General features: G+C 71.9%; 18 protein-coding genes. 11 read left to right on the top strand and 7 right to left on the bottom strand.

What is annotated here, in order from left to right; all coding sequences use genetic code 11:
• Positions 1–145: 145 nt before the first annotated feature.
• Positions 146–2,878 carry an excinuclease ABC subunit UvrA gene (locus tag I6G21_RS04205; RefSeq protein ID WP_129358052.1) on the bottom strand — a complete coding sequence of 911 codons (2,733 nt, stop codon included), beginning with the start codon at positions 2,876–2,878 and terminating at the stop codon, positions 146–148.
• A gap of 190 nt (positions 2,879–3,068) precedes the next feature.
• Between I6G21_RS04205 and I6G21_RS04200 the strand changes: the two genes are divergently transcribed.
• The 3 genes from I6G21_RS04200 to I6G21_RS04190 all read left to right on the top strand — a co-directional run bounded on the left by I6G21_RS04200 (position 3,069) and on the right by I6G21_RS04190 (position 6,487).
• On the top strand, positions 3,069–4,514 hold the full coding sequence (locus I6G21_RS04200) for a glycoside hydrolase family 1 protein (RefSeq protein ID WP_064725031.1): 1,446 nt from the start codon (positions 3,069–3,071) through the stop codon (positions 4,512–4,514).
• A gap of 252 nt (positions 4,515–4,766) precedes the next feature.
• A complete protein-coding gene (locus I6G21_RS04195; RefSeq protein ID WP_129358051.1) occupies positions 4,767–5,717 on the top strand; it encodes a helix-turn-helix transcriptional regulator in 951 nt (316 codons plus the stop codon).
• Entirely contained in the window at positions 5,714–6,487 is a 774-nt protein-coding gene (locus tag I6G21_RS04190; RefSeq protein WP_064725033.1) for an SDR family NAD(P)-dependent oxidoreductase, read from the top strand. The genes I6G21_RS04195 and I6G21_RS04190 overlap by 4 nt, the downstream gene beginning before the upstream one ends.
• Before the next feature lie 144 nt (positions 6,488–6,631).
• On the opposite strand, the gene I6G21_RS04185 is transcribed toward I6G21_RS04190, so the two are convergent.
• On the bottom strand, positions 6,632–7,135 hold the full coding sequence (locus I6G21_RS04185) for a mycothiol transferase (protein ID WP_064725034.1): 504 nt from the start codon (positions 7,133–7,135) through the stop codon (positions 6,632–6,634).
• A 207-nt stretch (positions 7,136–7,342) separates the two neighbouring features.
• A complete protein-coding gene (locus I6G21_RS04180; protein ID WP_129358050.1) occupies positions 7,343–8,095 on the bottom strand; it encodes an MmyB family transcriptional regulator in 753 nt (250 codons plus the stop codon).
• Between the two features lie 217 nt (positions 8,096–8,312).
• Here I6G21_RS04180 and I6G21_RS04175 point away from each other — a divergent pair, with 217 nt between their 5' ends.
• The 6 genes from I6G21_RS04175 (at position 8,313) to I6G21_RS04150 (ending at position 16,217) form a co-directional block, all read left to right on the top strand.
• A complete protein-coding gene (locus I6G21_RS04175; RefSeq protein WP_129358049.1) occupies positions 8,313–9,329 on the top strand; it encodes an alpha/beta hydrolase in 1,017 nt (338 codons plus the stop codon).
• 321 nt (positions 9,330–9,650) lie between these two features.
• Positions 9,651–10,598, top strand: coding sequence for a PRD domain-containing protein (locus I6G21_RS04170; RefSeq protein WP_064725037.1), 948 nt, complete (start codon positions 9,651–9,653; stop codon positions 10,596–10,598).
• A complete protein-coding gene (locus I6G21_RS04165; RefSeq protein ID WP_224799956.1) occupies positions 10,595–11,629 on the top strand; it encodes a glycosyltransferase family 2 protein in 1,035 nt (344 codons plus the stop codon). The genes I6G21_RS04170 and I6G21_RS04165 overlap by 4 nt, the downstream gene beginning before the upstream one ends.
• A gap of 92 nt (positions 11,630–11,721) precedes the next feature.
• Complete coding sequence (locus tag I6G21_RS04160; RefSeq protein WP_129358048.1) at positions 11,722–13,881, top strand: DUF6541 family protein; 2,160 nt, start codon at positions 11,722–11,724, stop codon at positions 13,879–13,881.
• Positions 13,882–13,929: 48 nt separating this feature from the next.
• The gene (locus tag I6G21_RS04155) at positions 13,930–15,138 is read left to right on the top strand and encodes an NAD(P)-binding domain-containing protein (RefSeq protein WP_129358047.1); all 1,209 of its coding nucleotides are present in this window, start codon (positions 13,930–13,932) and stop codon (positions 15,136–15,138) included.
• A 305-nt stretch (positions 15,139–15,443) separates the two neighbouring features.
• A complete protein-coding gene (locus I6G21_RS04150) occupies positions 15,444–16,217 on the top strand; it encodes an HAD-IIB family hydrolase (protein ID WP_232238539.1) in 774 nt (257 codons plus the stop codon).
• A gap of 25 nt (positions 16,218–16,242) precedes the next feature.
• On the opposite strand, the gene I6G21_RS04145 is transcribed toward I6G21_RS04150, so the two are convergent.
• A complete protein-coding gene (locus I6G21_RS04145) occupies positions 16,243–17,049 on the bottom strand; it encodes a rhomboid-like protein (RefSeq protein ID WP_058730412.1) in 807 nt (268 codons plus the stop codon).
• 63 nt (positions 17,050–17,112) lie between these two features.
• Here I6G21_RS04145 and I6G21_RS04140 point away from each other — a divergent pair, with 63 nt between their 5' ends.
• On the top strand, positions 17,113–18,213 hold the full coding sequence (locus I6G21_RS04140; protein ID WP_061225126.1) for a hypothetical protein: 1,101 nt from the start codon (positions 17,113–17,115) through the stop codon (positions 18,211–18,213).
• Between the two features lie 27 nt (positions 18,214–18,240).
• Here the strand turns inward: I6G21_RS04140 and I6G21_RS04135 are convergent, their stop codons facing one another.
• The 3 genes from I6G21_RS04135 to I6G21_RS04125 all read right to left on the bottom strand — a co-directional run bounded on the left by I6G21_RS04135 (position 18,241) and on the right by I6G21_RS04125 (position 19,898).
• A complete protein-coding gene (locus I6G21_RS04135; RefSeq protein ID WP_129358046.1) occupies positions 18,241–18,663 on the bottom strand; it encodes an organic hydroperoxide resistance protein in 423 nt (140 codons plus the stop codon).
• A gap of 90 nt (positions 18,664–18,753) precedes the next feature.
• On the bottom strand, positions 18,754–19,350 hold the full coding sequence (locus I6G21_RS04130; RefSeq protein ID WP_061225127.1) for a DUF421 domain-containing protein: 597 nt from the start codon (positions 19,348–19,350) through the stop codon (positions 18,754–18,756).
• 26 nt (positions 19,351–19,376) lie between these two features.
• Positions 19,377–19,898, bottom strand: a complete 522-nt coding sequence (locus I6G21_RS04125) for a TetR/AcrR family transcriptional regulator (RefSeq protein ID WP_165870009.1) — start codon at positions 19,896–19,898, stop codon at positions 19,377–19,379.
• 193 nt (positions 19,899–20,091) lie between these two features.
• Here I6G21_RS04125 and I6G21_RS04120 point away from each other — a divergent pair, with 193 nt between their 5' ends.
• Complete coding sequence (locus tag I6G21_RS04120; RefSeq protein ID WP_408015185.1) at positions 20,092–21,651, top strand: MFS transporter; 1,560 nt, start codon at positions 20,092–20,094, stop codon at positions 21,649–21,651.
• Positions 21,652–21,747: the final 96 nt, after the last annotated feature.

Raw genomic sequence — 21,747 nt, 5'->3', positions numbered from 1 at the left:
CAAACTTGGGAACGGATGCGCCGGGTCGATGGAGGGTGGGAACGGGTGCGCCGGGTCGGCGGGTCTTCGCGCGGGAAAACCGGGACCCCGGAGCCCCGAGTCCGAGACCAGACCCCTCCCCGAGACCGGAACCCTCCGGCCCGGCCTACTCCCCCAGCTGGGCCGCCAGGTAGCTCGCGCTCGCGCCGGCGCCGTCGGCCACCTCGCGCGGGGTGCCGGCGGCGACCACCCGGCCGCCGTCCTGCCCCGCGCCGGGACCCAGCTCGATCACGTGGTCGGCCTGGGCCACCACCCGCATGTCCAGCTCCACGACCACCACGGTGGACCCGGCATCCACGAGTCGCTGCAGGTGGGCCAGCAGCCGGTCCGTGTCCGCCGGGTGCAGGCCCGCGGTCGGCTCATCCAGCACGTACAGGGCGTCCCCGCGGTGGCTGCGCTGCAGCTCGGCGGCCAGCTTGACCCGCTGCGCCTCCCCGCCGGACAGCTCCGTGGCCGGCTGGCCCAGGCGCACGTAGCCCAGACCGACGTCGTCGAGGACCTCCAGGGTGCGGCGCACCTCCGGCACCTCGTCGAAGAACTCCCGGGCCTCGGCGACCGTCAGGTCCAGGACCTCGGCGATGTTCCGCCCGTTCCACGTGATCTGCAGGGTCTCCGGGTTGTAGCGGGCGCCGTGGCAGTCCGGGCACGGCGAGTAGACGCTGGGCAGGAACAGCAGCTCGACCATGATCCACCCCTCCCCCTCGCAGGTGGGGCAGCGTCCGCCCGGCACGTTGAAGGAGAACCGGCCGGGCTTGTACCCGCGGCTGCGGGACTCGTCGGTGCCGGCGAACAGGCGGCGGACCCGGTCGAACAGGCCCGTGTACGTGGCCACGTTGGAGCGCGGCGTGCGCCCGATGGGCTTCTGGTCGATGCCGACGACGCGGCGCACCCGAGCGACGTCGCCGGCCACCGCGCCGCGGGTGGTCTCCGCGTCGGTCTGCAGCAGCAGGGACGCCTCATCCGGGGCCTGCTCGGCGGTCTCCTCCGGGTGGGCGGCACCCCCGGCGGCGTTCGCCCCGGCGCGGGCCAGCAGCTCCGGCAGGGCCTGCCCGACCAGCGTGGACTTGCCCGCCCCGGAGACCCCGGTGACGGCGGTGAGGCAGCCCAGGGGGATCCGCGCGTCGGTGCCGTCCAGGTTGTGCCGGTGCACCCCGGTCAGCTCGAGCCACCCGGTGGGGGTGCGGCCCGCGGGCTCGGGGCGGGCGGCGTCGTCAGCGAGGTAGCGGCGGGTCACGGACTCCTCCACCCGCGCCAGGCCCGCCGGCTCCCCGCTGTAGAGCACACGCCCGCCGTCGGAGCCCGCGCCGGGGCCGATGTCCACCAGCCAGTCCGCGGCGCGGATGACGTCCAGGGAGTGCTCGATGACGAACACGCTGTTCCCGGCCGCGCGCAGGTCCCGCAGGATCCCCAGCAGCGCCTCCCGGTCCCGCGGGTGCAGCCCGGCGGAGGGCTCATCCAGGACGTAGACGACGCCGAACAGCTCGCTGGACAGCTGCGTGGCCAGGCGCAGCCGCTGCAGCTCCCCCGGGGACAGGGTGGGGGTCGCGCGGTCCGGAGAGAGGTAGCCCAGGCCGAGGTCCAGGATGGGGCGCAGCCGGGCCAGCAGATCCCGGACCAGGCTGCGGGCCGCGGCGATCTTCTCCGCGGAGAGATTGGGGGTGGTGCGCACGTCCCCGCCGCCGGCGTGGGCCGAGCCGCCCGCGGCCACCCGGGCCTCGACGGCGGCGCGGCGGGCGGCCTCATCCGGCAGGGCGGCGGCCCGGACGTCCTCGGGGGCGGTGGGGGTCCAGGCGTCGTCGAGCACGGGGGCCAGCAGGTCCCGCAGCTCGTGCAGGGGCAGCGCGGAGATCTCGGTGATGTCCAGGCCCTCGAAGGTCACGCTCAGCGCCTCGGCCTTGATGCGCCGGCCGCGGCACGCGGGGCACACGGCGCCGGTGAGGAAGCGGGCGGCGCGCTTCTTGGCGGCGGCGGACTTGGACCCGGCGAAGGTGTCCAGCACGTAGCGGCGCGCCCCGACGAAGGTCCCCCGGTAGCTGGGCTCCGCGCCGTCGGCCTTCAGCCGCCGCACCGCCTCCGGGCTCTCGGCGTGCCGGTACACGGGGATGGTGGGACGCTCCTCGGTGTAGAGGATCCACTCGCGGGCGTCAGCGGGCATGTCCTGCCAGGGCGCATCGATGTCGTAGCCGAGGTTCACGAGGATGTCCCGCTGGTTCTGCCCGTGCCAGGCCCCGGGCCAGGAGGCGATGGCGCCGTCGCGGATGCTCAGGGTGGGGTCCGGGACCATGAGGTCTTCGGTGACGTCGTAGACCCGGCCGATGCCGTGGCATTCCGGGCAGGCGCCCTCCGGGGTGTTGGGCGAGAAGTCCTCGGCGTAGAGCATGGGCTGGTCCGCGGGGTAGATCCCGGCGCGGGAGTACAGCATCCGCAGGACGTTGGACAGGCTGGTCACGGAGCCCACGGTGGAGCGGGCGGAGCCGCCGGTGCCGCGCTGCTGCTGCAGGGCCACGGCCGGGGGCATGCCCTCGACGGCGTCCACCTCCGGCACGCCCGCCTGGTCGATCAGCCGACGGGCGTAGGGGGCCACGGATTCCAGGTAGCGCCGCTGGGATTCGGCGAACAGCGTCCCGAAGGCCAGCGAGGACTTCCCGGACCCGGAGACCCCGGTGAACACGACGATGGCGTCGCGCGGGACCTCCAGGTCCACGTCGCGCAGGTTGTGCTCGCGGGCCCCGCGCACCCGCACGACGTCGGGGGCGGGGGTGGCGGGGGTGGGTGAGACTTGGACGGCGGTGGGCGATGTGGGGGCGTCGGGGGCAGCGTTGGGCTGGTCGGTGGGCATGTCCCATGCCTACCACGCCGGTGGGGAGGGGCAGGTGGGCATGGGTGGAGGAGGGGCGGGGAGCCGTGGAGTCGAACGGTCGTGGCCCCGCCATGGACGTCATCTTCGGGGAGGTGATCCTCCCCCACCCTTCCCCGGCGTTTCACGTGAAACGCTGGGGAGGGAGACAGACCACCGAGAAAGGAACACCATGTACCACCAGCACCTCAAGCCGTTCCCGCAGGACTTCCTCTGGTCCGCCTCCACCTCCGCCTACCAGGTGGAGGGCGCGTGGAACGAGGACGGGAAGGGCCCCTCCGTCATCGACACCAAGCCGGCCGACGAGCTGCCCGAGGGCACCGCGGACTACACCGTGACCGCGGACCACTACCACCACGTCGAGGAGGACGTGGCCCTGATGGCCGAGATGGGCTTCCGCGCCTACCGATTCTCCATCGCCTGGACCCGCATCATCCCGGACGGCGACGGCGAGGAGAACCCGGCCGGCATCGCCTTCTACCACCGGCTCATCGACGCGCTGCTGGAGCACGGCATCGAGCCCATCGTCACGATGTTCCACTTCGACACCCCCGCCGCCCTGGACGCCAAGGGCGGATGGGCCGCCCGCTCCACCGCGGACGCCTTCGTCCGCTACGCCGAGGTGCTGTTCCGCGAGTACGGGCACAAGGTGAAGTACTGGCTGACCATCAACGAGCAGAACATGATGATCCTGCACGGGCGCAAGCTCGGCATCATCAACGCGCTCACCGATGACCCGGAGAAGGAGCTGTACCAGGTCAACCACACCATGTTCCTGGCGCAGGCCAAGGCCATGATCCTGCTGCACCAGATGCACCCGCAGGCCAAGATCGGGCCCGCCCCCAACATCTCCTACGTCTACCCCGCCTCCTCCAAGCCCGAGGACGTCATCGCCGCGGACAACTACAACGCGGTGCGCAACTGGCTCTACCTGGACCTGGCCGCGCGCGGGGAATACAACTCCACCGCGTGGGCGTACCTGGAGGAGAAGGGCATCGCCCCGCAGATCGAGGTGGGGGACATGGCGATCATGAAGGCCGCCAAGCCGGACTTCATCGCCTTCAACTACTACAACACCACCACGATGGCGGACGCGCCCTTCGGCGGCGGCGCCTCCGAGCGCTCCGAGGAGGCCGACCAGCAGATCTCCGAGGGCGAGGAGGGCTACTTCAAGGCCGTGTCCAACCCGAACCTGGGGATGACGCAGTTCGGCTGGGAGATCGACCCCGTCGGCATGCGCATGACCTATCGGGCGATCTGGGACCGCTACCACCTGCCGCTGATCGTCACCGAGAACGGCCTGGGCGCCTTCGATGAGCTCACCGAGGACGGGCACGTGCACGACGACTACCGGATCGACTACCTGCGCCAGCACCTGGAGCAGACCCAGGAGGCCATCACCGACGGCGTGCAGATCCTCGGGTACTCCCCGTGGTCCGCGATCGACCTGGTCTCCACCCACCAGGGCATCGCCAAGCGGTACGGGTTCATCTACGTCAACCGCACGGACGATGACCTGAAGGACCTGGCCCGATACCGCAAGGACTCCTTCTACTGGTACCAGCAGCTGATCCGCACCGGCGAGCTCCCCCCGAAGGACTGGACGCCGTCGTACTGAGTGGGCAGGCGTCCGGCCCGTCCCGCCACGCGCCACCGAGACGGCGCTGCGGTTCCCACTTCCCCCTCTCGAGGACGCGAGACGGCGCATCCGCTCCCAGATCCGTGGATTCTGGGAACGGATGCGCCGGGTCGGCAAAGGTGTGGGAACCGCAGCGCCGTCTCGCGCGTCGGAGGGAGAGGAGAATCCAGCCGAGGAACGTGGGACAAGCTGTCCCTCCCACCGCGGCGGCCCAGGGTGGAGGATGGATCCATGCCCCGAGACACCAAGCAGACGCTCAAGGAATTCCTGCGCGCCAAACGCGCGACCGTGAGACCTGAGGATGTCGGCATCGTGGATTCCGGGCCGCGTCGGGTGCCCGGGCTGCGACGAGAGGAGGTCGCCGTCCTCGCCGGGGTCAGCGTGGACTGGTACGTGCGTCTGGAGCAGGGGCGGCAGGTCACCCCCTCGGAATCCGTGCTGCACGCCGTCGCCCGGGCGCTGCGCCTGGACGACGCGGAGCGGGAGTACCTGTCCAACCTGGCCCGGCCCTCCCGCACCCCGAACCCGCTGCAGCGCGACGGCGCCGTGCGCCCGGGCATCCGCAGGATGCTCGACGGGATGAGCGGGCAGGCGGCGTTCGTGCTCGGCCCGCGGATGGAGGTCCTCGCCGGCAATGAGCTCGCGTGGGCCCTGCTCGCAGACTTCCCGGCGAAGCCCGCAGACGATCGCAACCTCCTCCGGTGGATCCTCACCGATCCGGATGCCCGGGGCTTGTACCGGAACTGGGAGAAGATCGCCTCCGAGATGGTCGGCGTCCTGCAGCTCGAGGCCAGCGCCCGCCCACGGGACCGGGAGATCGAGGCGCTGGTCCGGGAGCTGAGGGCCTCGAGCCCCGAGTTCGCCCGGTGGTGGACCCGCCCCAACCCCCAAGGCAGGACCTCCGGGATGAAGCGGTTCCGCCACCCGCAGGCGGGTGATCTCACCATCGAGTGGGAGGCGTTCGCGGTGCCGGATGACTCCACGCAGACCCTGTTCATCTACTCCCCGCACGACGCCGGCTCGGCGGAGGCCCTGCGCCTGCTGGCGAGCTGGCGCGCCACCCTCCTCCGGGACCGCGACGACGTCGCCCCCGGCGCGCCGGTTCCGGGGCAGCTTGCCGCGCCCGCCACCTCCTCCGCCGTGACCGCACCCGAAGCATCAGAAAGGCAGCAGATCTCATGACGCATACCGCTCTCGTCACCGGAGCATCCTCCGGCATCGGCTTCCACATCGCCCAGGAACTCGCCCAGCGCGGCTACGACATCGTCGGCGTCGGCTCCAGCGAGCGCATCCTCGAGCTGCCGGAGAAGCTGCCCGACGTCGAGGTGATCCCCCTGCGCGCGGACCTCACCGACCGGGCCGACGTCGAGCGGCTCTGGGAGGAGTTCGAGCGCACCGGGCGCACCCTGGACGTCGCAGCGCTCAACGCCGGACGCAGCCTCGGCGGATCCTTCCTCGACACCGACCTGGAGGACCAGCTGCAGCTGCTCGAGCTGAACGTGACCTCCCAGGTGATCCTCGCCAAGCACGTCGTGCAGACGATGGCGCGGCAGGGCGGCGGCCGGATCCTCATCACGACGTCGCTGTCCGCCACCACCCCCACGCCCTACGAGTCCATCTACGGGCCCACCCGAGCGTTCATGTTCAGCTTCGCCGAGGGGCTGCGGGAGGAGATGAAGGAGCACGGGGTCAGCGTGACCGCCCTGCTGCCGGGGGCGACGGCCACCGATTTCCACGACCGCGCGGGCATGCAGAAGACGAAGTTCGGGGACAACTCCTGGAAGAACGATCCCGCCGAGGTCGCCCACCAGGGGGTCCAGGCGCTGTTCGACGGGCGGGACCACGTGATCGGCGGGAACCGCGCCACGCAGCGGGCGGCCCTGCTGAACAAGCTCTCCTCCGAGGAGGCCAAAGCCCGGCGCTTCGCGAAGGACTCCCGCCCGCAGCAGTGAGGCGACGGCGTCCCGTGCCTTCACGTTTCGCCGCCGAGACGGCGCTGCGGTTCCCTTTCCCACGGATTTCGGGAACCGCAGCGCCGTCTCGGTGTGGGGGTGGGTGGGTTCCGGGGGTCGGGCACGGGGCGGTGGTGGGAGGTTCTAGAAGTCCATGCCCAGCACGTAGGCGGCCTGGCCGATGTGCTGCAGGGCGTCCTCGGAGACGCTGACCAGCCGGGCCGCGCGGGTCACCGGCGGATCCCAGCTGCGGTCGATCACCTCGGCCAGATCCTCCGGGGAGAGGGTGCGCAGATACGCCTGCTCGGCGTCGACCACGGCCCGCAGGTACGCGTACAGCAGGTCGGCGTCCTCCACGACGACGGCACGCGCCTGCTCCGGGGTGTGCCCGTACCCGTGATCCTGCGGGTCCAGCCCCAGGTCGAAGCGGCGGTCGAAGCCCTGCGCGGTCCACACCTGCTCGGCGTCGGCCAGGTCCGCGACCTGTGCGTCGATCTCCCGGGCGGCGTGCCACAGCAGCCACGCGATCGAATTGTCCTGCCCGCCCGGGTGGGCGTTGAGCTTCTCGGCGGTGAGCCGCTCCGCGAATCCCTCGGCGGCCTGCAGGGGACGGGCGGCCAGGTCCTGGAGAACATCGATGGCATCCATGCCCGCGACCCTACTCCCCCGCCCCCGCCCGGAGTCGCGAGGCGGCCGACATCCACCGGCCGACGCCGACCCGGCGCATTCGTTCCCAGAATCCGCGAATCCGGGAACGAGAACGCCGGGTCGGCGAAGAGGAGGCTCCCCTGTCGGAACGAAAGCGCCGTCTCAGCGAGAGAAGGCGCCCAAACCCACCTGGCACCGAAGACAGCCTCATCCGCCCGCGAGTGTGCCTCCCTCCGCCCCGAGGCCATCCAGTGCCACCAGGGCCTCGTGCTCCGATGTCCCCGGGGCCGCCGAGTACACGCTCAGCCGCTGCCCCGGTGTGCCCTCGATGCTCATCGCCTGGAAGTCCAGCGCCACCCGGCCGACCACGGGGTGGTGCAGCACCTTCACCGCCTGCGCGTGGGTGCGCACGTCGTAGGCCTGCCACAGCGCGGCGAATTCCTCGCTGTCCCGGCGCAGCTCCTCCACCAGCTCGGCCAGCGCGGCGTCCTGCGGATCCGTGCCGGCCAGCGAGCGCAGCCCCGCGATGCAGTGCCGGGCATGCACCTCCCAGTCCTCCGGGTACAGCGTCCGCGCCGCCGGGGCCAGGAAGAGATAGCGGATGATGTTGCGCCGGTGTGGGGGCCATTCATCCATGCCCGGGAACAGCGCCTCGGCGGGCGGATTGGCGGCCAGCATGTCCCCGGTGCGGGTGAGCACGTACGCGGGGAAGGGCCGCAGCGCCTCCAGGATCTGCGGGACGGAACCCGGCAGTCGGTGCGCCGGTGCGTCGTCGGCGATGGGGCTGACCCCGGCCAGCACCGCGACCTCCTCGCGGCGCAGCCCCGGGGTGCGCCGCATCCCCGGTCCCGGGGTGAGTCCGACGTCGTGAGGAGTCAGTCCCTCCCGCCGTGCCCGCAGGAAATCGCCCAGTGCGCTGCCGTCCACGCGCCGCCTCCGCTCCTCGTCCTCGTGCCTCATCCGATGCCTCCGCAGATCCCGGGTGGGGACGCGGATGTCCGGGCACCAGCATCGCACCCGGGTCCCCTCCGCGGGTCCCGATCAGCCCCGGCCAGAGGGGGTGTGCTGTGCCCCCTCATGGGCCGGGACTGCCAGGGCGGCGCAGCGGGGCGCAGGGTGGGGGATCAGAAGGGCGGCGTCGGCGTCGTCCCCAGGACAAGCACAGGAAGAGGACCCCATGAGCGAGCAGACCCCCGAGTACGTCGGCGACTGGCAGGCCAACCCGTGGACCCTGGTGTATCAGGGCGCGATCACCGCCAATGAGCCGGGAGCGGTGAACATCCACCCGGTGAGCTACCTGCTGGACAGCCGCCGGATCGCGGCGAATGTGTACACCCCGGCGGGGTACCGGCCGGACGGGCGATACCCGGGGATCGCCGTCGCCCACCCCAACGGCGGCACCAAGGAGCAGGTCTCCGGGCTGTTCGCCCAGCGCCTGGCGGACCTGGGATACGTGGCGATCGCCGCGGACGCCGCCTTCCAGGGCGCCAGCGAGGGTCAGCCCCGGCAGACCGACAAGCCCGCGCACCGCGTGGAGGACATCCGCGGGATGGCGGACTTCCTGGGGACCTTCCCGGGGGTCGACGCCGCCCGGATCGACCTGCTCGGGGTGTGGGGGGGCGGCGGGTACGCCATCAAGGCCGCCCAGACGGACAAGCGATTCACGGCGGTGGCCACGCTGAGCATGTTCAACTCGGGGCTGATCCGGCGCAACGGGATGAACGACTCCGCGGTGGACACCATCGGGCAGCGGCTGGCGCAGGCCGCCGAGGCCCGGCGGATCGAGGCGATGGGCGGGGTGGTGCGGTACCTGGCGGATGCCACCCCCACGCAGGAGCAGATCGAGGCCCTGCCGGAGGGCAGCCTGTACCGGGAGGGCTTCGAGTACTATCTGCAGACCCACCACCACCCGCGCTCCAGCTCCCGGTACACCGCCTCGAGCATGATCGACCTGATGGCCTTCGACGCCCGGGACCAGGTGGAGCTCATCGACCAGCCGCTGCTGATGATGGCCGGCTCCGCGGCGGACACCAAGGACATGAGCGACGACGTGTTCGCCCGCGCCACGGGAACCCAGGACAAGCGCTTCCACGTGATCGAGGGCGCCTCCCACATCCAGACCTACTGGGTGCCGGAGTACGTGGACGACGCCGTCGAGCAGCTGCGCGCGTTCTTCGGCGAGCACCTGGCCTGAGGGGCGCGGGGGTGCGCGGGGTGCGCGACCCGGCGCATTCGTTCCCATCTAGCTCGGCTTCCCCCGCGAGACGGCGCTTTCGTTCCCAAAATCCGCAAATCTGGGAACGAGAGCGCCGTCTCGGCGCACGGGGTGGGGCGAGTGGGAACGAGAACGCCGGATCGGCGAACAGGGCGGGGCGCCCGGGAACGAGAGCGCCGCCTCGGCGAGCAGGTCCGGACCCGTGGGAGCAGGCACCACCTTCCCAGGCATCTGCCGACCCCCCGCCCGTAGACTGGGGGGGACTGCGCGCGGTCGAGCAGCGTGGAAGGAGGTGCGCCGGTGCGGATCCTGCGGATCTACAACAACAACGTGGTGCTGGCCTCCACCGACGCCGGCGAGGAGGCCGTGATGATCGGGCGCGGCCTGGGCTTCGGGAAAAGGAAGGGCCAGCGCCTGGACCCGGAGAAGGTGGAGCAGACCTTCGTCCCGGAGGGCGCGGGCGGTCCGGATCAGATCGGCGCGCTGCTGTCCGAGCTGCCGCCGGGGATCCTCACCCTGGCCACCGAGCTGGAGGAGCAGGCCCGCGCCGAGTTCGGCCGGGACCTGCCGCATTCCTTCGTCCTGCCGCTGGCGGATCACCTGAACTTCGCGGTGGTGCGTGCCCGGGACGGGATGCACATCGAGTACCCGCTGGCCATCGAGGTCGCACAGCTGTACCCCCGGGAGGCGGCCTTCGGGCGCCGCGCCGTCGAGCTGACCAACGAGCGCCTGGGGGTGCGCCTGCCCCCGGAGGAGGCGACGCCGATCGCCCTGCACCTGGTCAACGCACAGTTCTCCGGGACGGACCTGAGCCGCACCTACCGGATGACGGAGATCTTCGCGCAGATCTTCGACGTCATCTCCTCCTACTACGGCCGCCCCGTGGACCAGACGCAGCTGTCCGTGGCCCGCTTCGTCACCCACCTGCGCTACCTCTTCGTGCGTGCGGAGCAGGGGCGCCGGCCGACCGTCGCGGACCCCACCCTGCCCGCGATCCACGACGCCGTGCGCACCGGCTACCCGGAGGCCTACGCCTGCGCGGACAAGGTGATGCTGCTGCTGGACATGCACCTGGACACCACCCTCGGCGAGGACGAGCACACCTACCTGACCATCCACATCGCCCGCCTCGCCGCGGACATGTGGGGTGAGGACGCCGCGCACCACCCCGGCCGCCCGGCCGAGGCGCCGCTCCCGGACGACGCCGGAACCCAGCCCGATCAGCCGTCACCGAAGGACACCCCGTGACCCCCAGAACCTCCATCATCATGCCCGTGCACCGCACCGGCGGACGCGTCATCGGGGCGATCCGCTCCGCCCTGGCCCAGACGGACCCGGACTTCGAGCTGCTCGTGCTCATCGACGGCTCCCCGGAGGACTCCCAGCAGGTCCGCGCCTTCCTCGCCGAGCACCCGGACGAGCGGGTGCGGGTCTTCGACGACGAGCAGAACCGCGGCGTCTCCGCGGTGCGCAACCGCGGCCTGGACCAAGCCCGCGGGGAATGGGTCTGCTTCCTCGACGCCGATGACCGCTTCCGCCCGCACTACCTGGCGACCCTGCACGCCTTCGCCGCGGACCAGGGCGCCGACGTCGCCGCCTGCGGGCACACCCTGGTGCGCACCACCGGGGAGGAGCAGGACCGCTTCCGCACCCCCGCCGGGGTGCTCACCGGGCGCCAGGCCGCCGTGAAGCTGCTGCGCGATGAGATGACCTCCTTCGTGTGGGACAAACTCGTGCGCCGCGACACCGTCGGGGACATCCGCTTCCTCCCGGATGTGCACCGCGGGGAGGACACCGTGTTCTGCGCCGCCGTGCTCACCGCGGCCCGGCGCGTCGTCGTCGTGCCCAGCTCCCTCTACGAATACGGGGTGGGTGCGGGCTCCCTGACGTGGGGGCGCGTCACCCCGCCCGAGGAGTCCCTGCGTCTCATGCACGGGCTGGCCCGGGCCGTCGGGGACCTCCTGGACGCCCCCGAGGGGCGCCGGGCGTACACCGTCACCTGGGTGCTGATCTTCCTCAACGCCGCCCAGCAGTCCCTGATGCGGCGGATGCTGCTGCCCCGACTGGCGGACAGCCTCTCCGCCGAGGCCCGGCAGGAGGAGAGCGCCCAGGCTCTCGCGGTGATCCGGGATTCCCGACGCCGGATCACCTGGAGACAGCTGGCCGGCACCGCCTCCGCGGCCCCGCTGTACGCGGCGGCCGGGGCGCTGCTGAAGCTCTCCCCCGCCCTGTACCGCCTCATCTACGGGTCGTACGTGCGCCGCACCTACGGCCTGTAGCCCCACCGCCTCCCGAGCTCGCCCGGGGTGTTCACTACACTGGTCATGGCCCGCCTCCCCCGATCGGGTCCCTTTCCCGCAGAACGGAGCCGATGACCGTGGAGTGGCTGAGCCTGGCCCCCGCCGTCGGGGTGTGCCTGCTGGTCCTCATCACCCCCGGCCTGCTCATCACCCTGGGCACCCGGGTGCGGGGCTTCGACGCCGTCGCCCTGGCCCCCGGGCTCTCCCTCGGCGTCACCGCGCTCACCGCGATCCTCGCGTCATGGCTGGGGCTGCGCTGGGCCCTGTGGATCCCCCTGGTCGGGGGGCTGCTGGTCGGTGCGGCCCTGCTGGGGCTGCGCCGTCTGCTCGCCCGCCGGGACCTGCTGGACTGGCCCCGGCCTCCCCGCGGCTCGGCGCCGCCGGTCGCCGCGTCGTGGCGCTCGCGGGCGCAGGGCACCGCCTGGCTCGCACTGCTCCTGGGGACGGCGCTGTGTCTGCTCGACCTGGTGAGCGCGATCGGCGATCCGCAGGGCTTCTCCCAGACCTACGACAACAACTTCCATCTCAACGCCGTGCGCTGGATCTCCGAGACCGGAGACGCCTCCTCGCTGACCGTGCAGCAGATGACCTCCGGCGGGCAGTCGGCCGGGTTCTATCCCACGGCATGGCACGCGGTCACCGCCCTGGCCCTGCCGGTGGCCGGCGGCAGCGTGCCGGCCGCCACCAACGCCATGACGCTGGCCGTCGGCGGGGTCGTGTGGCCCCTGTCCGTGGTGCTGCTGGTCCGCTCGATGGGCCGGTTCCGCCGCGGTACCGTCCTGGCCGCCGGCGTCCTGTCGGCCGGGTGCACCGCATTCCCGCTGCTGCTGCTGTGGTTCGGGATCCTCTACCCCAACCTGCTCGGGCTGTCCGTGCTGCCGGCGGGTCTGGCGATCGCGGTGCAGCTGCTGCGGGTGAGCACCCACCGGATCCTGAGCACCGGGCAGGCGGGGCTGCTGGTGCTGCCGTTCCTGGCCGGCATCGCCCTGTCCCACCCGAATGCGCTGATGTCCCTGCTGGTGCTCTCCGCGCCGATCCTGCTGGTGCGCGGCGCACGACAGGTGCGCGCCGTGGCCGCCGGGCGGATCGGCTGGGGGAGGTTCCTCCTGCAGCTCGGTCTGATCGCGGCGTGCCTGGGGGTGCTGTGGATCCTGTGGGGCGTGGTGCGCCCGGCGGATCGGGTGCTGCACATCTGGAAGCCCGAGGCCACCGGCCCGCAGGCCATCTGGGAGGCCGTGTCCATGTCCCCGATGGGCGCGTACCACCCGGAGTGGATGGTCGCCGCCCTGGTGCTGATCGGCGCGGTCTCCGTCGTGCGCCGCCGCCGGTACGTCTGGGTGCTGCTGACGTACCTGACCGGCGCCTGGTTCTACATCGCCGTGCGCTTCCTGGACGAGGCGCACGGGCGGATCTTCATCACCGGGGTCTGGTACAACGACGCCTACCGGCTGGCCGCGCTGCTGCCGGTGGTCGCGGTGCCGCTGGCCGTGGTGGGCGCGGATGCCGTGCTCCGGGTGGTCCGCCACGGCTGGGAGGAGCGCACATGGTACGAGACCCGGAGGGCACACGGCGGCACCGAAGCCGCGCCGGAGACCATCCGGGGTCAGGAGAACCCGTCGGGGGAGCTGCCCCCGTGGGTCGAGGTCCCCGCCGAGGGGGGATCCGCCGCGTCGCGCAGCGGGCGCGGACGACGTCGCCTGCTGCACGCCCTGAGCGCGCCGGGACCGTCCACGGCTCTGCTGCTGCTGGCGATCGTGCTGAGCACCCAGCTGGGCCAGCCGATGCGCACCATGGAGCAGGATGTCCGGGAGCGCTTCACCGTCTCCGCCGACTCCGCCCTGGTGGATGCGCAGGAGATGGACGTGATCGAGCATGTGGACCAGTACGTGCCGGCGGGCCAGAAGGTGCTGGTGGATCCGTCCAGAGGTGGGTCGCTGATCTACGCGCTGGTGGATCGTGAGGTCTCCGCGACCCACCTGGCCTACCGGGATGACCCCGATGCCGCCGTGCTGGGGGAGAAGCTGAACCAGGCCTACTCGGATCCCTCCGTGTGCGAGGCCGTGGAGAGCTCCGGGTACTGGTACGTCGCGGACTTCTCCGCACCCGCCCTGGTGAGGAATCCGGGACACACGTACCCCGGGCTGGAGGATCTGGTGCAGGATGGCGTGGCGGAGCCGGTGTACCAGGACGGGCAGGCCCAGCTGCTGCGGATCACCGCCTGCGGCTACTGACCCGCACCACCCGGGCATAGACCGACGTCGGCCGCGGTTGCAGCGGATGTGCAGACCTACACTGCGATCATCATCGGGGCCGGCCAAGCCGGTCTGGCCGCGGCCCATGAGCTCGTGCGCCGCGGACTGGCACCCGGTGCCGACTTCCTGGTGCTGGACGCGGATGACGGTCCCGGCGGCGCGTGGCGGCATCGGTGGGATTCCCTGGTGTTCGGGCGGGCCCACGGCATCGCGGACCTTCCCGGGCTGCCCCTGGGACAGCCGCCGCGGGAGGTGCCGGCTTCCCGGGTGGTCGCCGAATACTACGGCCGCTATGAGGAGGAGTTCGGGCTGGCGGTGCGCAGGCCGGCGCGGGTGACGCGCGTCGAGGAGGACGCCGATCGGCCGGACCTGTTGCGCCTCACCGCCCGCGAGGATTCCGAAGATCGCATGTACCTGGCCAGGTATGTGCTGAGTGCGGCGGGCACCTGGACGAGCCCCTACGTCCCCACGATCCCGGGCATCGGGGAGTTCCGCGGGGCTCAGCTGCACACCCGAGACTATGTGCGCCGCGAGGACTTCGCGGGTCGGCGCACCCTGGTGGTCGGCGGCGGGCTCAGCGCGGTGCAGTTCCTGCTGGAGCTGGCTCCGGTCACCGAGACCATCTGGGCCACCCGGCGCCCTCCCAACTTCACGGACCGCGGATTCGACGCCGGGTGGGGCCGGGAGGTGGAGGAGGCCGTGCGGACCCGGACCGCCGCGGGCCGCGCCCCCGCCAGCGTGGTGCGCACGACCGGCATCCCCCTGTGGGAGGAGTACGTGCGCGGGGTCGAGCAGGGGGTGCTGGTCAGCCGCGGGATGCCGGAGCGGCTCACCCCCACCGGGGCCGTGTGGGGCCCGGATCCCTCCGGAAAGCAGCTGCCCGCGGATCGGGAACCGGAAGCCGCCGCCTCCGGAGGCCTGGGACCCTCGGCATCGGAGGAGCTGGTGATGCCCGCGAGCTGGGATCCGTTCCCTGCGGGGCATGAGGAGCCGGTGGAGGTGGTCTTCTGGAACACCGGCTTCCGCCCGGCCATGAATCACCTGGCGCCCCTGAGGCTGCGCGAACCCGGCGGCGGGATCCGGATGCTGGATGAGGTCAGCCCCGCCCGCGACCGACGGATCCTGCTGGTGGGGTACGGCTCCACGGCGTCGACGATCGGCGCCAACCGGGCCGGGCGGCTGGCCGGTCGCACCCTGGCCCGCCGTCTCGCCGAGGACGAGCGCCCCCGAGGATGACGCCGGGGCACCACCGACGCCCTCCCTCTCGCCCAGCTCTCGCTGCCCACCCCGTCGCTCCGCCGGATGATTTCGGGAGCCGTGCGGTATTTCAGGAGCCCCCGCAGTGCTCCCGAGACACCGCGCGGCTCCCAAAGCGCTTCGGCCGAACCCGCTCCGCTGCCCGGGTGGCGCGGCGGGACCCCCGCGTGGGCGGCGGCTAGCTGTTCCGCTCCTTCCGCCCGGACCTGCAGCTGGCGGGACCCCCGCGTGGGCGGCGGCTAGCCTGGAAGCGGACATCCTCCCCGCGCGCAAAGGACGGCTTCGTGGCACCCCAGCTGATGGCCTTCGATCTGGACGGCACCCTGATCTTCGATCTGCGGATCGCACAGGAGAGCATCGACGCGATCCGCGCCTGGCAGGAGGCCGGGAACCTCGCGGTGTGCGCCACGGGCAAGTCCATCGCCTCCACCCGTCACGCGCTGGAGGGCACGGGCCTGCGCTTCGACTACTGCGTGACGTACACGGGCGCCGTCATCACGGACGCGGATCTTCGGGTGCTGCGCGCCAGGACGCTGCCGGGTGAGGTGGTCCAGGAGGTGGTGCAGCGGATGTCGGGGGAATCCGGCGTCGCCGTGTACGGCACCACCCTGGACACCGACGACGTGCGCTTCTCCAACCGCACCGGCCGGGCCAGCACGGAGATCCTGCCGCACTTCGTGGAGATGGACGCCGCGCAGATCCCGGAGCATGAGTTCGTCGGCGTGCCGCTGTGGGTGACGGACCCGGAGAAGATCGACCCGCTGCACGAGGAGCTGTCCGCCCGCTACGTCGGGGTCATGGACTGCCACCGCAACCAGACCTTCCTGGACCTGGTGCCGCCGGATACGCACAAGGGCACGGGTCTGGCATGGCTGGACGAGCACCACCTGGGTGGTCGCTACGAGACGTACTCGATCGGGGATTCGTGGAATGACCTGGGCATGCACGCCTGGGCGGACCACTCGGCGTCCTTCCCGTACTCCCCGCAGGCCGTGCAGGAGGCCACCGAGACCGTGGTGCCCACCGCAGCGGAGTGGATCCGCCGCCTGCTCGCCTGATCCGCAGCGCCCCACACAGGGGGGGTCAGCGGCGCGGGTAGGGCTCCAGGACGAAGGTGCGGCCGTCGGCGGTGGAGCGTCGGCACAGGTCCGCGAAGTCCTCGCCGTCGTGCACGCGGGTGCGGACCTCTGGGCGGCGGGTCAGCGGGTACAGGCTCAGCCCCACCATCACCGCGAAGGAGTGACCGGTGGCCGTGAATCCGGTGCCCGGCAGGAACCCGTAGACCACTACGCCGAGCAGCACCGTCAGCAGCGCCGCCCGGTTCCATCCGCGCAGCCGGTAGACCATGATCCCGGCCAGGGCCATGAACCCGTAGCTGGCGCCGGTGTCCTGCACGTTCCACAGGGACTCCGGCCCGTGGAACCAGCGGATCCGCACGTAGACGCCCCACGCGGTGAGCAGGGTGGCCACGATGTGCCCGGTCGCGAAGACGACGACGGCCCGCCCTGTGCCCAGCCACCGCTCCGCCGGAGCGAGGAACACCAGGAACAGCGCGCCCCACAGCAGCAGCTCCGTCCCGGAGACGAAGAACGCGCTGCGCACCAGGACCCGCAGGGGGTCGCGGGTGAGGTGCTCCAGGTTGGTGGACTGCGCGGCGAGGAACAGCTCCTTGGCATGCTCCGGCATCCCCAGCAGCACCCAGGTGGTCACCGCAAGGATCCCCACGTAGATGCAGGTTCCGGGGGCACTGGCCACGTACCACCGCAGGTATCCGCCGTGCCGCTGCCAGAAGGTGCGCATCCAGCGGGTGGGGGCCCAGCCCTGGGCCAGGGAGATCAGCACGAGCACGGCCGCACCGAGCGCGAGCAGCCGCGCGATCATGGGGAGCATGGACCACCATCCTAAGCGTCGCGGGAGGATGGGACGGCGCGGGTCCTCCCGTAGACTCTCCCGATGACCTCCTCCCGCCGCACCGCAGACTCCCCCGCGACGCTGCTGATCATCGCCGACCCCGGTCTGCCCACCCGCCGGCTGCGCCGGATCCAGGATGATCTGGTCCGGCGGCTGGAGACGACGACGCCGGGTGGGGCCCGCCTGCTGACCCGCACCGGAACCGTGCGGGTGCGCCCGGATGACACCATCGACCTCGGCGTCGCCGCGGATCTGGCCCCGGATGACCGCACCGTGGATGCGACCATCCTGCTCACGGAGATGCCGCGGCACGCCGGCGGGCACCCGCTGGTCGCGGAGACCTTCGCGGACCAGCGCGTCGCCGTCGTCTCCTGCCCCACCCTGGGGGTGCTCTTCCCCCGACGCCGCCTGGTGCGCACCATCCTCGCCTGCGCGGCCCGGCTGCTGGATGCGAAGGAGGACCGGGGAAGCCAGCACTGGAACCGGTGGAAGCGCCACCCTGCCACGGGGCACCTGAGCCTGTTCGCCCACACGATCACGGGGGTGCCGCGCACCGTGTTGGGGATGGTCGCGGCCAACGACCCCTGGAGCACCGCCCCGAAGCTGTCCAGCGCGATGGCGGCGGCGGCCGGTGTGGGGGCGTTCGGGGTGTTCTACAGCTCCATCTGGCAGATGTCCGACGCGCTGAGCACGGCCCGGCTGCTGAGCATCGGGGTGCTGGCGGTGGTGCTGATGACGGGATGGCTGCTGGTGAGCAACCGCCTGTGGGATCGCCCGGCGAAGGAGCGGCTGGGCACCGTCGTCGGCCTCTACAACGCCTCCACCGTGCTGACGCTGCTGCTGTGCGTGCTGGTGCTCTACGCGGGGCTGGTGGTGCTGATCCTGCTGGCGGGGCTGGTGGTGATCGACCCGGAGTTCATGGCCGCGACCCTCGGCACCGGGGAGGTCGGGTTCACCAACTACCTGGACATCGCGTGGATGAGCGCGGCCATGGGGGTGGTGGCCGGGGCTCTGGGCTCCAGCTTCGACTCGCAGACGGATCTGCGGCGCCTGACCCACGGGCAGCGCGAGCGCCAGCGCCGCCTGACGGAGGAGAGCGGGGAGGGCTCGCAGGACGCCGCGCCCGGGACCCACCGGGGGTGAGTCCCGGGCGCGGGCGTCGGGCCGGGGTCAGTCCTCGACGACGCTGACGGTGACCTCGATGTTGCCGCGGGTCGCGTTGGAGTAGGGGCAGACCTGGTGGGCCTGGTCCGCCAGCTGCTGGGCGACGTCGTGCTCCAGGTGCGGCAGCACGACCTCCAGGGCCACGGCCAGGCCGAATCCGCCCTTCCCGTTGTCCCCGATGCTGACCTTGGCGCCGACGGCGGAGTCGGAGGTGTCCACCTTCGCCTGGCGGGCGACCATCTTCAGGGCGGAGTGGAAGCAGGCGGCGTACCCGGCGGCGAACAGCTGCTCGGGGTTGTACCCGTTCCCGGACCCGCCCATGGACTTCGGGGTGGCCAGGTCCAGCTCGAGGTCGGCGTCCTTGACGGAGACGTGGCCGTTGCGGGCTTCGCCGGTGGACAGCGCTTCGGTGGTGTACTTCGGTTCCATGGGATCCTCCTCGGGACGTTTCCGGTGGTCGAGCTCCACACTAGGCCCGGTCTCGGGCCGGGCACGACGCCGCCCGGCCCGGTTCCGCTGTCAGCGCGAGGCGCCGTCGTCGTCCCGGTCCCGGGCGGCGGGTGCGAGGATCAGCTCCGCACCGCGCACGCCGTCCAGCAGCGCGGGGTCCGGCTCCGTCCCGGTGCGCAGGATGCTCAGGTGCCCGGTGTCCTCCAGGATGACCCCGCGCACCTGGTCCAGCCGGGTGATGCCGGCCGCCCGCAGGGCCGCGCAGATCTCCCGGTGCGTCAGGTGGGCGCGGCGCAGCGATCGCTCCAGGAATTCGCCGTGGGCCATGAGGGCCAGGGGCTGGTGGCGCAGCCGCCGGGTGGCGCTCACCCGCTGCAGGGTGCCGAAGAGGATCTCCAGGAAGATCAGGGTCCCCAGCCCGACGATGCCGGCGCCGAGGGTCGGGTGGTTGCCGAGGATCACGCGCCCGGCCACCGCCCCGAACATGATGATGATCAGCGCGTCCAGGCCGTTCCAGCTGGACAGCAGCCGCACTCCGAAGACCCGCACCAGCAGCACGAAGCACAGGTAGATGCCCACGGCTGCGGCGATGACCACGGGGATCCGCCAGGGTTCGATCCCCAGCTCCCTCCACACCAGGTGACCCAGATCCGGCGGCAGACTCATGCCGCCCATCCTAATGACGACGCCGCTCACCCCCTGACGAGACCCCGGACCACCTCGAGCACCCGCTCGAGGTCCTCCCCGGTGGTCTGCACGGCCACGGACAGTCCGGCGTCGTAGTACAGCCCGTCCCCGATCAGCAGGATCGCCCGGGCCCTGCCCGGATCCCCCACCTCCTCGAGGATCAGCGCGTACCAGTCCCGGTGGATGGATTCCAGCAGCTCGCGCACCGCGGGGTGGGAGTCCTGGCTCAGCTGGGCGGCGGCGACCATGGACCGATCCAGGGGGGCGTCCTCGTAGGCGGAGGAGCGCACGTAGTGCACGGAGGCGCCCTCGGGGCAGGTGCGCATGGTGTGCAGGTCTTCCCGGATCATCTCCCGCAGCCGCTCCAGCTGCCCCTGGACCAGGGCGTCCTTGTCCTTGAAGTGGTACAGCAGGCCGCCCTTGGACAGCCCGGCGCGTTCGACGACGGCGTTCAGCGTGGCCGCGCGCTCTCCTCCTTCGATGAGGAGGGATTCGTAGGCGTCGAGGATGCGGTCCCGTGAGCTCATGGTCACGACCCTAGCCCCTGGCGCGCTGAACCGTCCAGACGGTACAGTAGGCGGACGATCGACCCCGCCCCTCCCCGAACCGTCACTCCCGTGGCCTCTGAACCATCCGGAAGCCACGCCCGTGACGACTCGGCGAGGGGAGACCCGAGCAGCACCGTGAGGAGGACCCGTGTACACCGCGCCCCTGCCCCGCATCACCCCCACCACCGGGCAGCACCGCACCGCCGCCCAGCCCCCGCACCCCGCCAGCGCACGACGCCGCTGGGCCGCGCTGAGCGTGCTCATGCTCCCGGTGCTGCTGGTCGCGGTGGACAACACCGTGCTCTCCTTCGCCCTGCCCGCGATCTCCGAGGCGCTGCGCCCCAGCGGCAACCAGCTGCTGTGGATCGTGGACGTCTACCCGCTGGTCCTGGCGGGGCTGCTGGTGCCGATGGGCTCCCTGGGGGACCGGATCGGTCGGCGTCGGCTCCTGCTGATCGGGGCCACCGGGTTCACCGCGCTCTCCGCGGCGGCCGCCTTCGCGCCGTCGGCGGGCTGGCTGGTCGCCGCGCGGGCCGCGATGGGCTTCTTCGGGGCCATGCTCATGCCGGCCACCCTCTCCCTGATCCGCAACATCTTCCCCAACCCCCACGAGCGTCGCCTGGCCATCGCCATCTGGGCGGCCGGCTTCTCCGGCGGGGCGGCGCTGGGGCCCATCGTCGGCGGCTTCCTGCTGGAGCACTTCACGTGGGGCTCGGTGTTCCTGCTCGCGGTGCCGGTGATGCTGCCGCTGCTGGCCCTGGGCCCGATCCTCGTCCCGGAGTCCCGGGATCCCCACCCCGGCCCGGTGGATCCGTGGAGCATCCTGCTGGCCCTGGCCACCATGACGCCGCTGATCTACGGCATCAAGACCTTCGCCACCGAGGGTCCGGGTTGGCAGGCCCTGGTTCCGGCGGCGGTGGCGCTCGCGGCCGGCTTCGCCTTCGTCCGGCGCCAGCTGCGCCGTCCCGAGCCGATGCTGGACGTGCGGCTGTTCCGCAACCCCGTGTTCACCGGGGCCATCCTGTCCAACCTGTTCAGCGTGTTCTCCCTGGTGGGGTTCCTGTACTACATCTCCCAGCACCTGCAGCTGGTCAGCGGCTACTCCCCCATGCGGGCCGGCTTCCTGCTGCTGCCGGGCCTGGCGATCACGATCGTCGCGGGCCTGGTGGTGGTGCGCCTGGTGAAGCGGTGGCGGCCCTCCCGGGTGGTCACCGGCGGGCTGCTGCTCAACGCGGCGGGCTTCGCGCTGGCGGCCTGGGCGGGTCCGCAGGGCTCCGACGTCGGGCTGATCGCGGCCTTCGCGGTGCTGGGCGCGGGCATCGGCTTCGCGGAGACCATCGCCAACGACATGATCCTGGCCGCGGTGCCGGCGCAGAAGGCCGGGGCGGCCTCGGCGATCTCGGAGACCGCGTACGAGACCGGCTCCGTGCTGGGCACGGCGGTGCTGGGATCGGTGCTGAACTTCGCGTACCGGTTGCACCTGGAGATCCCGGCCGGGGTTCCCGACGACGCCCGGGAGGCTTCCCGGGAGACCCTCGGCGGGGCGGTGGACACCGCCGGGACCCTGCCCGGACAGCTCGGGGAGGCCCTGCTTGACTCGGCCCGGCGCGCCTTCGACTCGGGGGTGCTGATCACCAGCCTGATCGGGGTGGTGCTGATGCTCGCCGCCGCGGTGATGGCCTGGCGCACCCTCGGCGGAGCGGACGAGAAGCTGGAGACCACCCGGGACTGAACCGTCGCAGCCGGCGCCACCCCCCGGGGAGGAGACCGCCTCTGAGAGCGAAACCCCTGGTCAGCACCCACTGCCCGGGAGAGACTGGTGGGGTAC

Source organism: Rothia kristinae (assembly GCF_016028855.1).
GTDB classification, from domain to species: Bacteria; Actinomycetota; Actinomycetes; order Actinomycetales; family Micrococcaceae; genus Rothia; species Rothia kristinae.
The sequence above is the reverse complement of the archived record's forward strand: the minus strand, read 5'-3'. Positions and strand labels throughout refer to the sequence as shown.

Bases quoted from the DNA above. Each gene is read 5' to 3' on its own strand.
- I6G21_RS04205 (WP_129358052.1), bottom strand. From the start codon at position 2,878: ATGCCCACCGACCAGCCCAACGCTGCCCCCGACGCCCCCACATCGCCC.
- I6G21_RS04160 (WP_129358048.1), top strand. From the start codon at position 11,722: ATGACCGTGGAGTGGCTGAGCCTGGCCCCCGCCGTCGGGGTGTGCCTG.
- I6G21_RS04125 (WP_165870009.1), bottom strand. From the start codon at position 19,898: ATGAGCTCACGGGACCGCATCCTCGACGCCTACGAATCCCTCCTCATC.
- I6G21_RS04145 (WP_058730412.1), bottom strand. From the start codon at position 17,049: ATGCTCCCCATGATCGCGCGGCTGCTCGCGCTCGGTGCGGCCGTGCTC.
- I6G21_RS04130 (WP_061225127.1), bottom strand. From the start codon at position 19,350: ATGAGTCTGCCGCCGGATCTGGGTCACCTGGTGTGGAGGGAGCTGGGG.
- I6G21_RS04185 (WP_064725034.1), bottom strand. From the start codon at position 7,135: ATGGATGCCATCGATGTTCTCCAGGACCTGGCCGCCCGTCCCCTGCAG.
- I6G21_RS04175 (WP_129358049.1), top strand. From the start codon at position 8,313: ATGAGCGAGCAGACCCCCGAGTACGTCGGCGACTGGCAGGCCAACCCG.
- I6G21_RS04180 (WP_129358050.1), bottom strand. From the start codon at position 8,095: ATGAGGCACGAGGACGAGGAGCGGAGGCGGCGCGTGGACGGCAGCGCA.
- I6G21_RS04140 (WP_061225126.1), top strand. From the start codon at position 17,113: ATGACCTCCTCCCGCCGCACCGCAGACTCCCCCGCGACGCTGCTGATC.
- I6G21_RS04190 (WP_064725033.1), top strand. From the start codon at position 5,714: ATGACGCATACCGCTCTCGTCACCGGAGCATCCTCCGGCATCGGCTTC.
- I6G21_RS04135 (WP_129358046.1), bottom strand. From the start codon at position 18,663: ATGGAACCGAAGTACACCACCGAAGCGCTGTCCACCGGCGAAGCCCGC.
- I6G21_RS04195 (WP_129358051.1), top strand. From the start codon at position 4,767: ATGCCCCGAGACACCAAGCAGACGCTCAAGGAATTCCTGCGCGCCAAA.
- I6G21_RS04200 (WP_064725031.1), top strand. From the start codon at position 3,069: ATGTACCACCAGCACCTCAAGCCGTTCCCGCAGGACTTCCTCTGGTCC.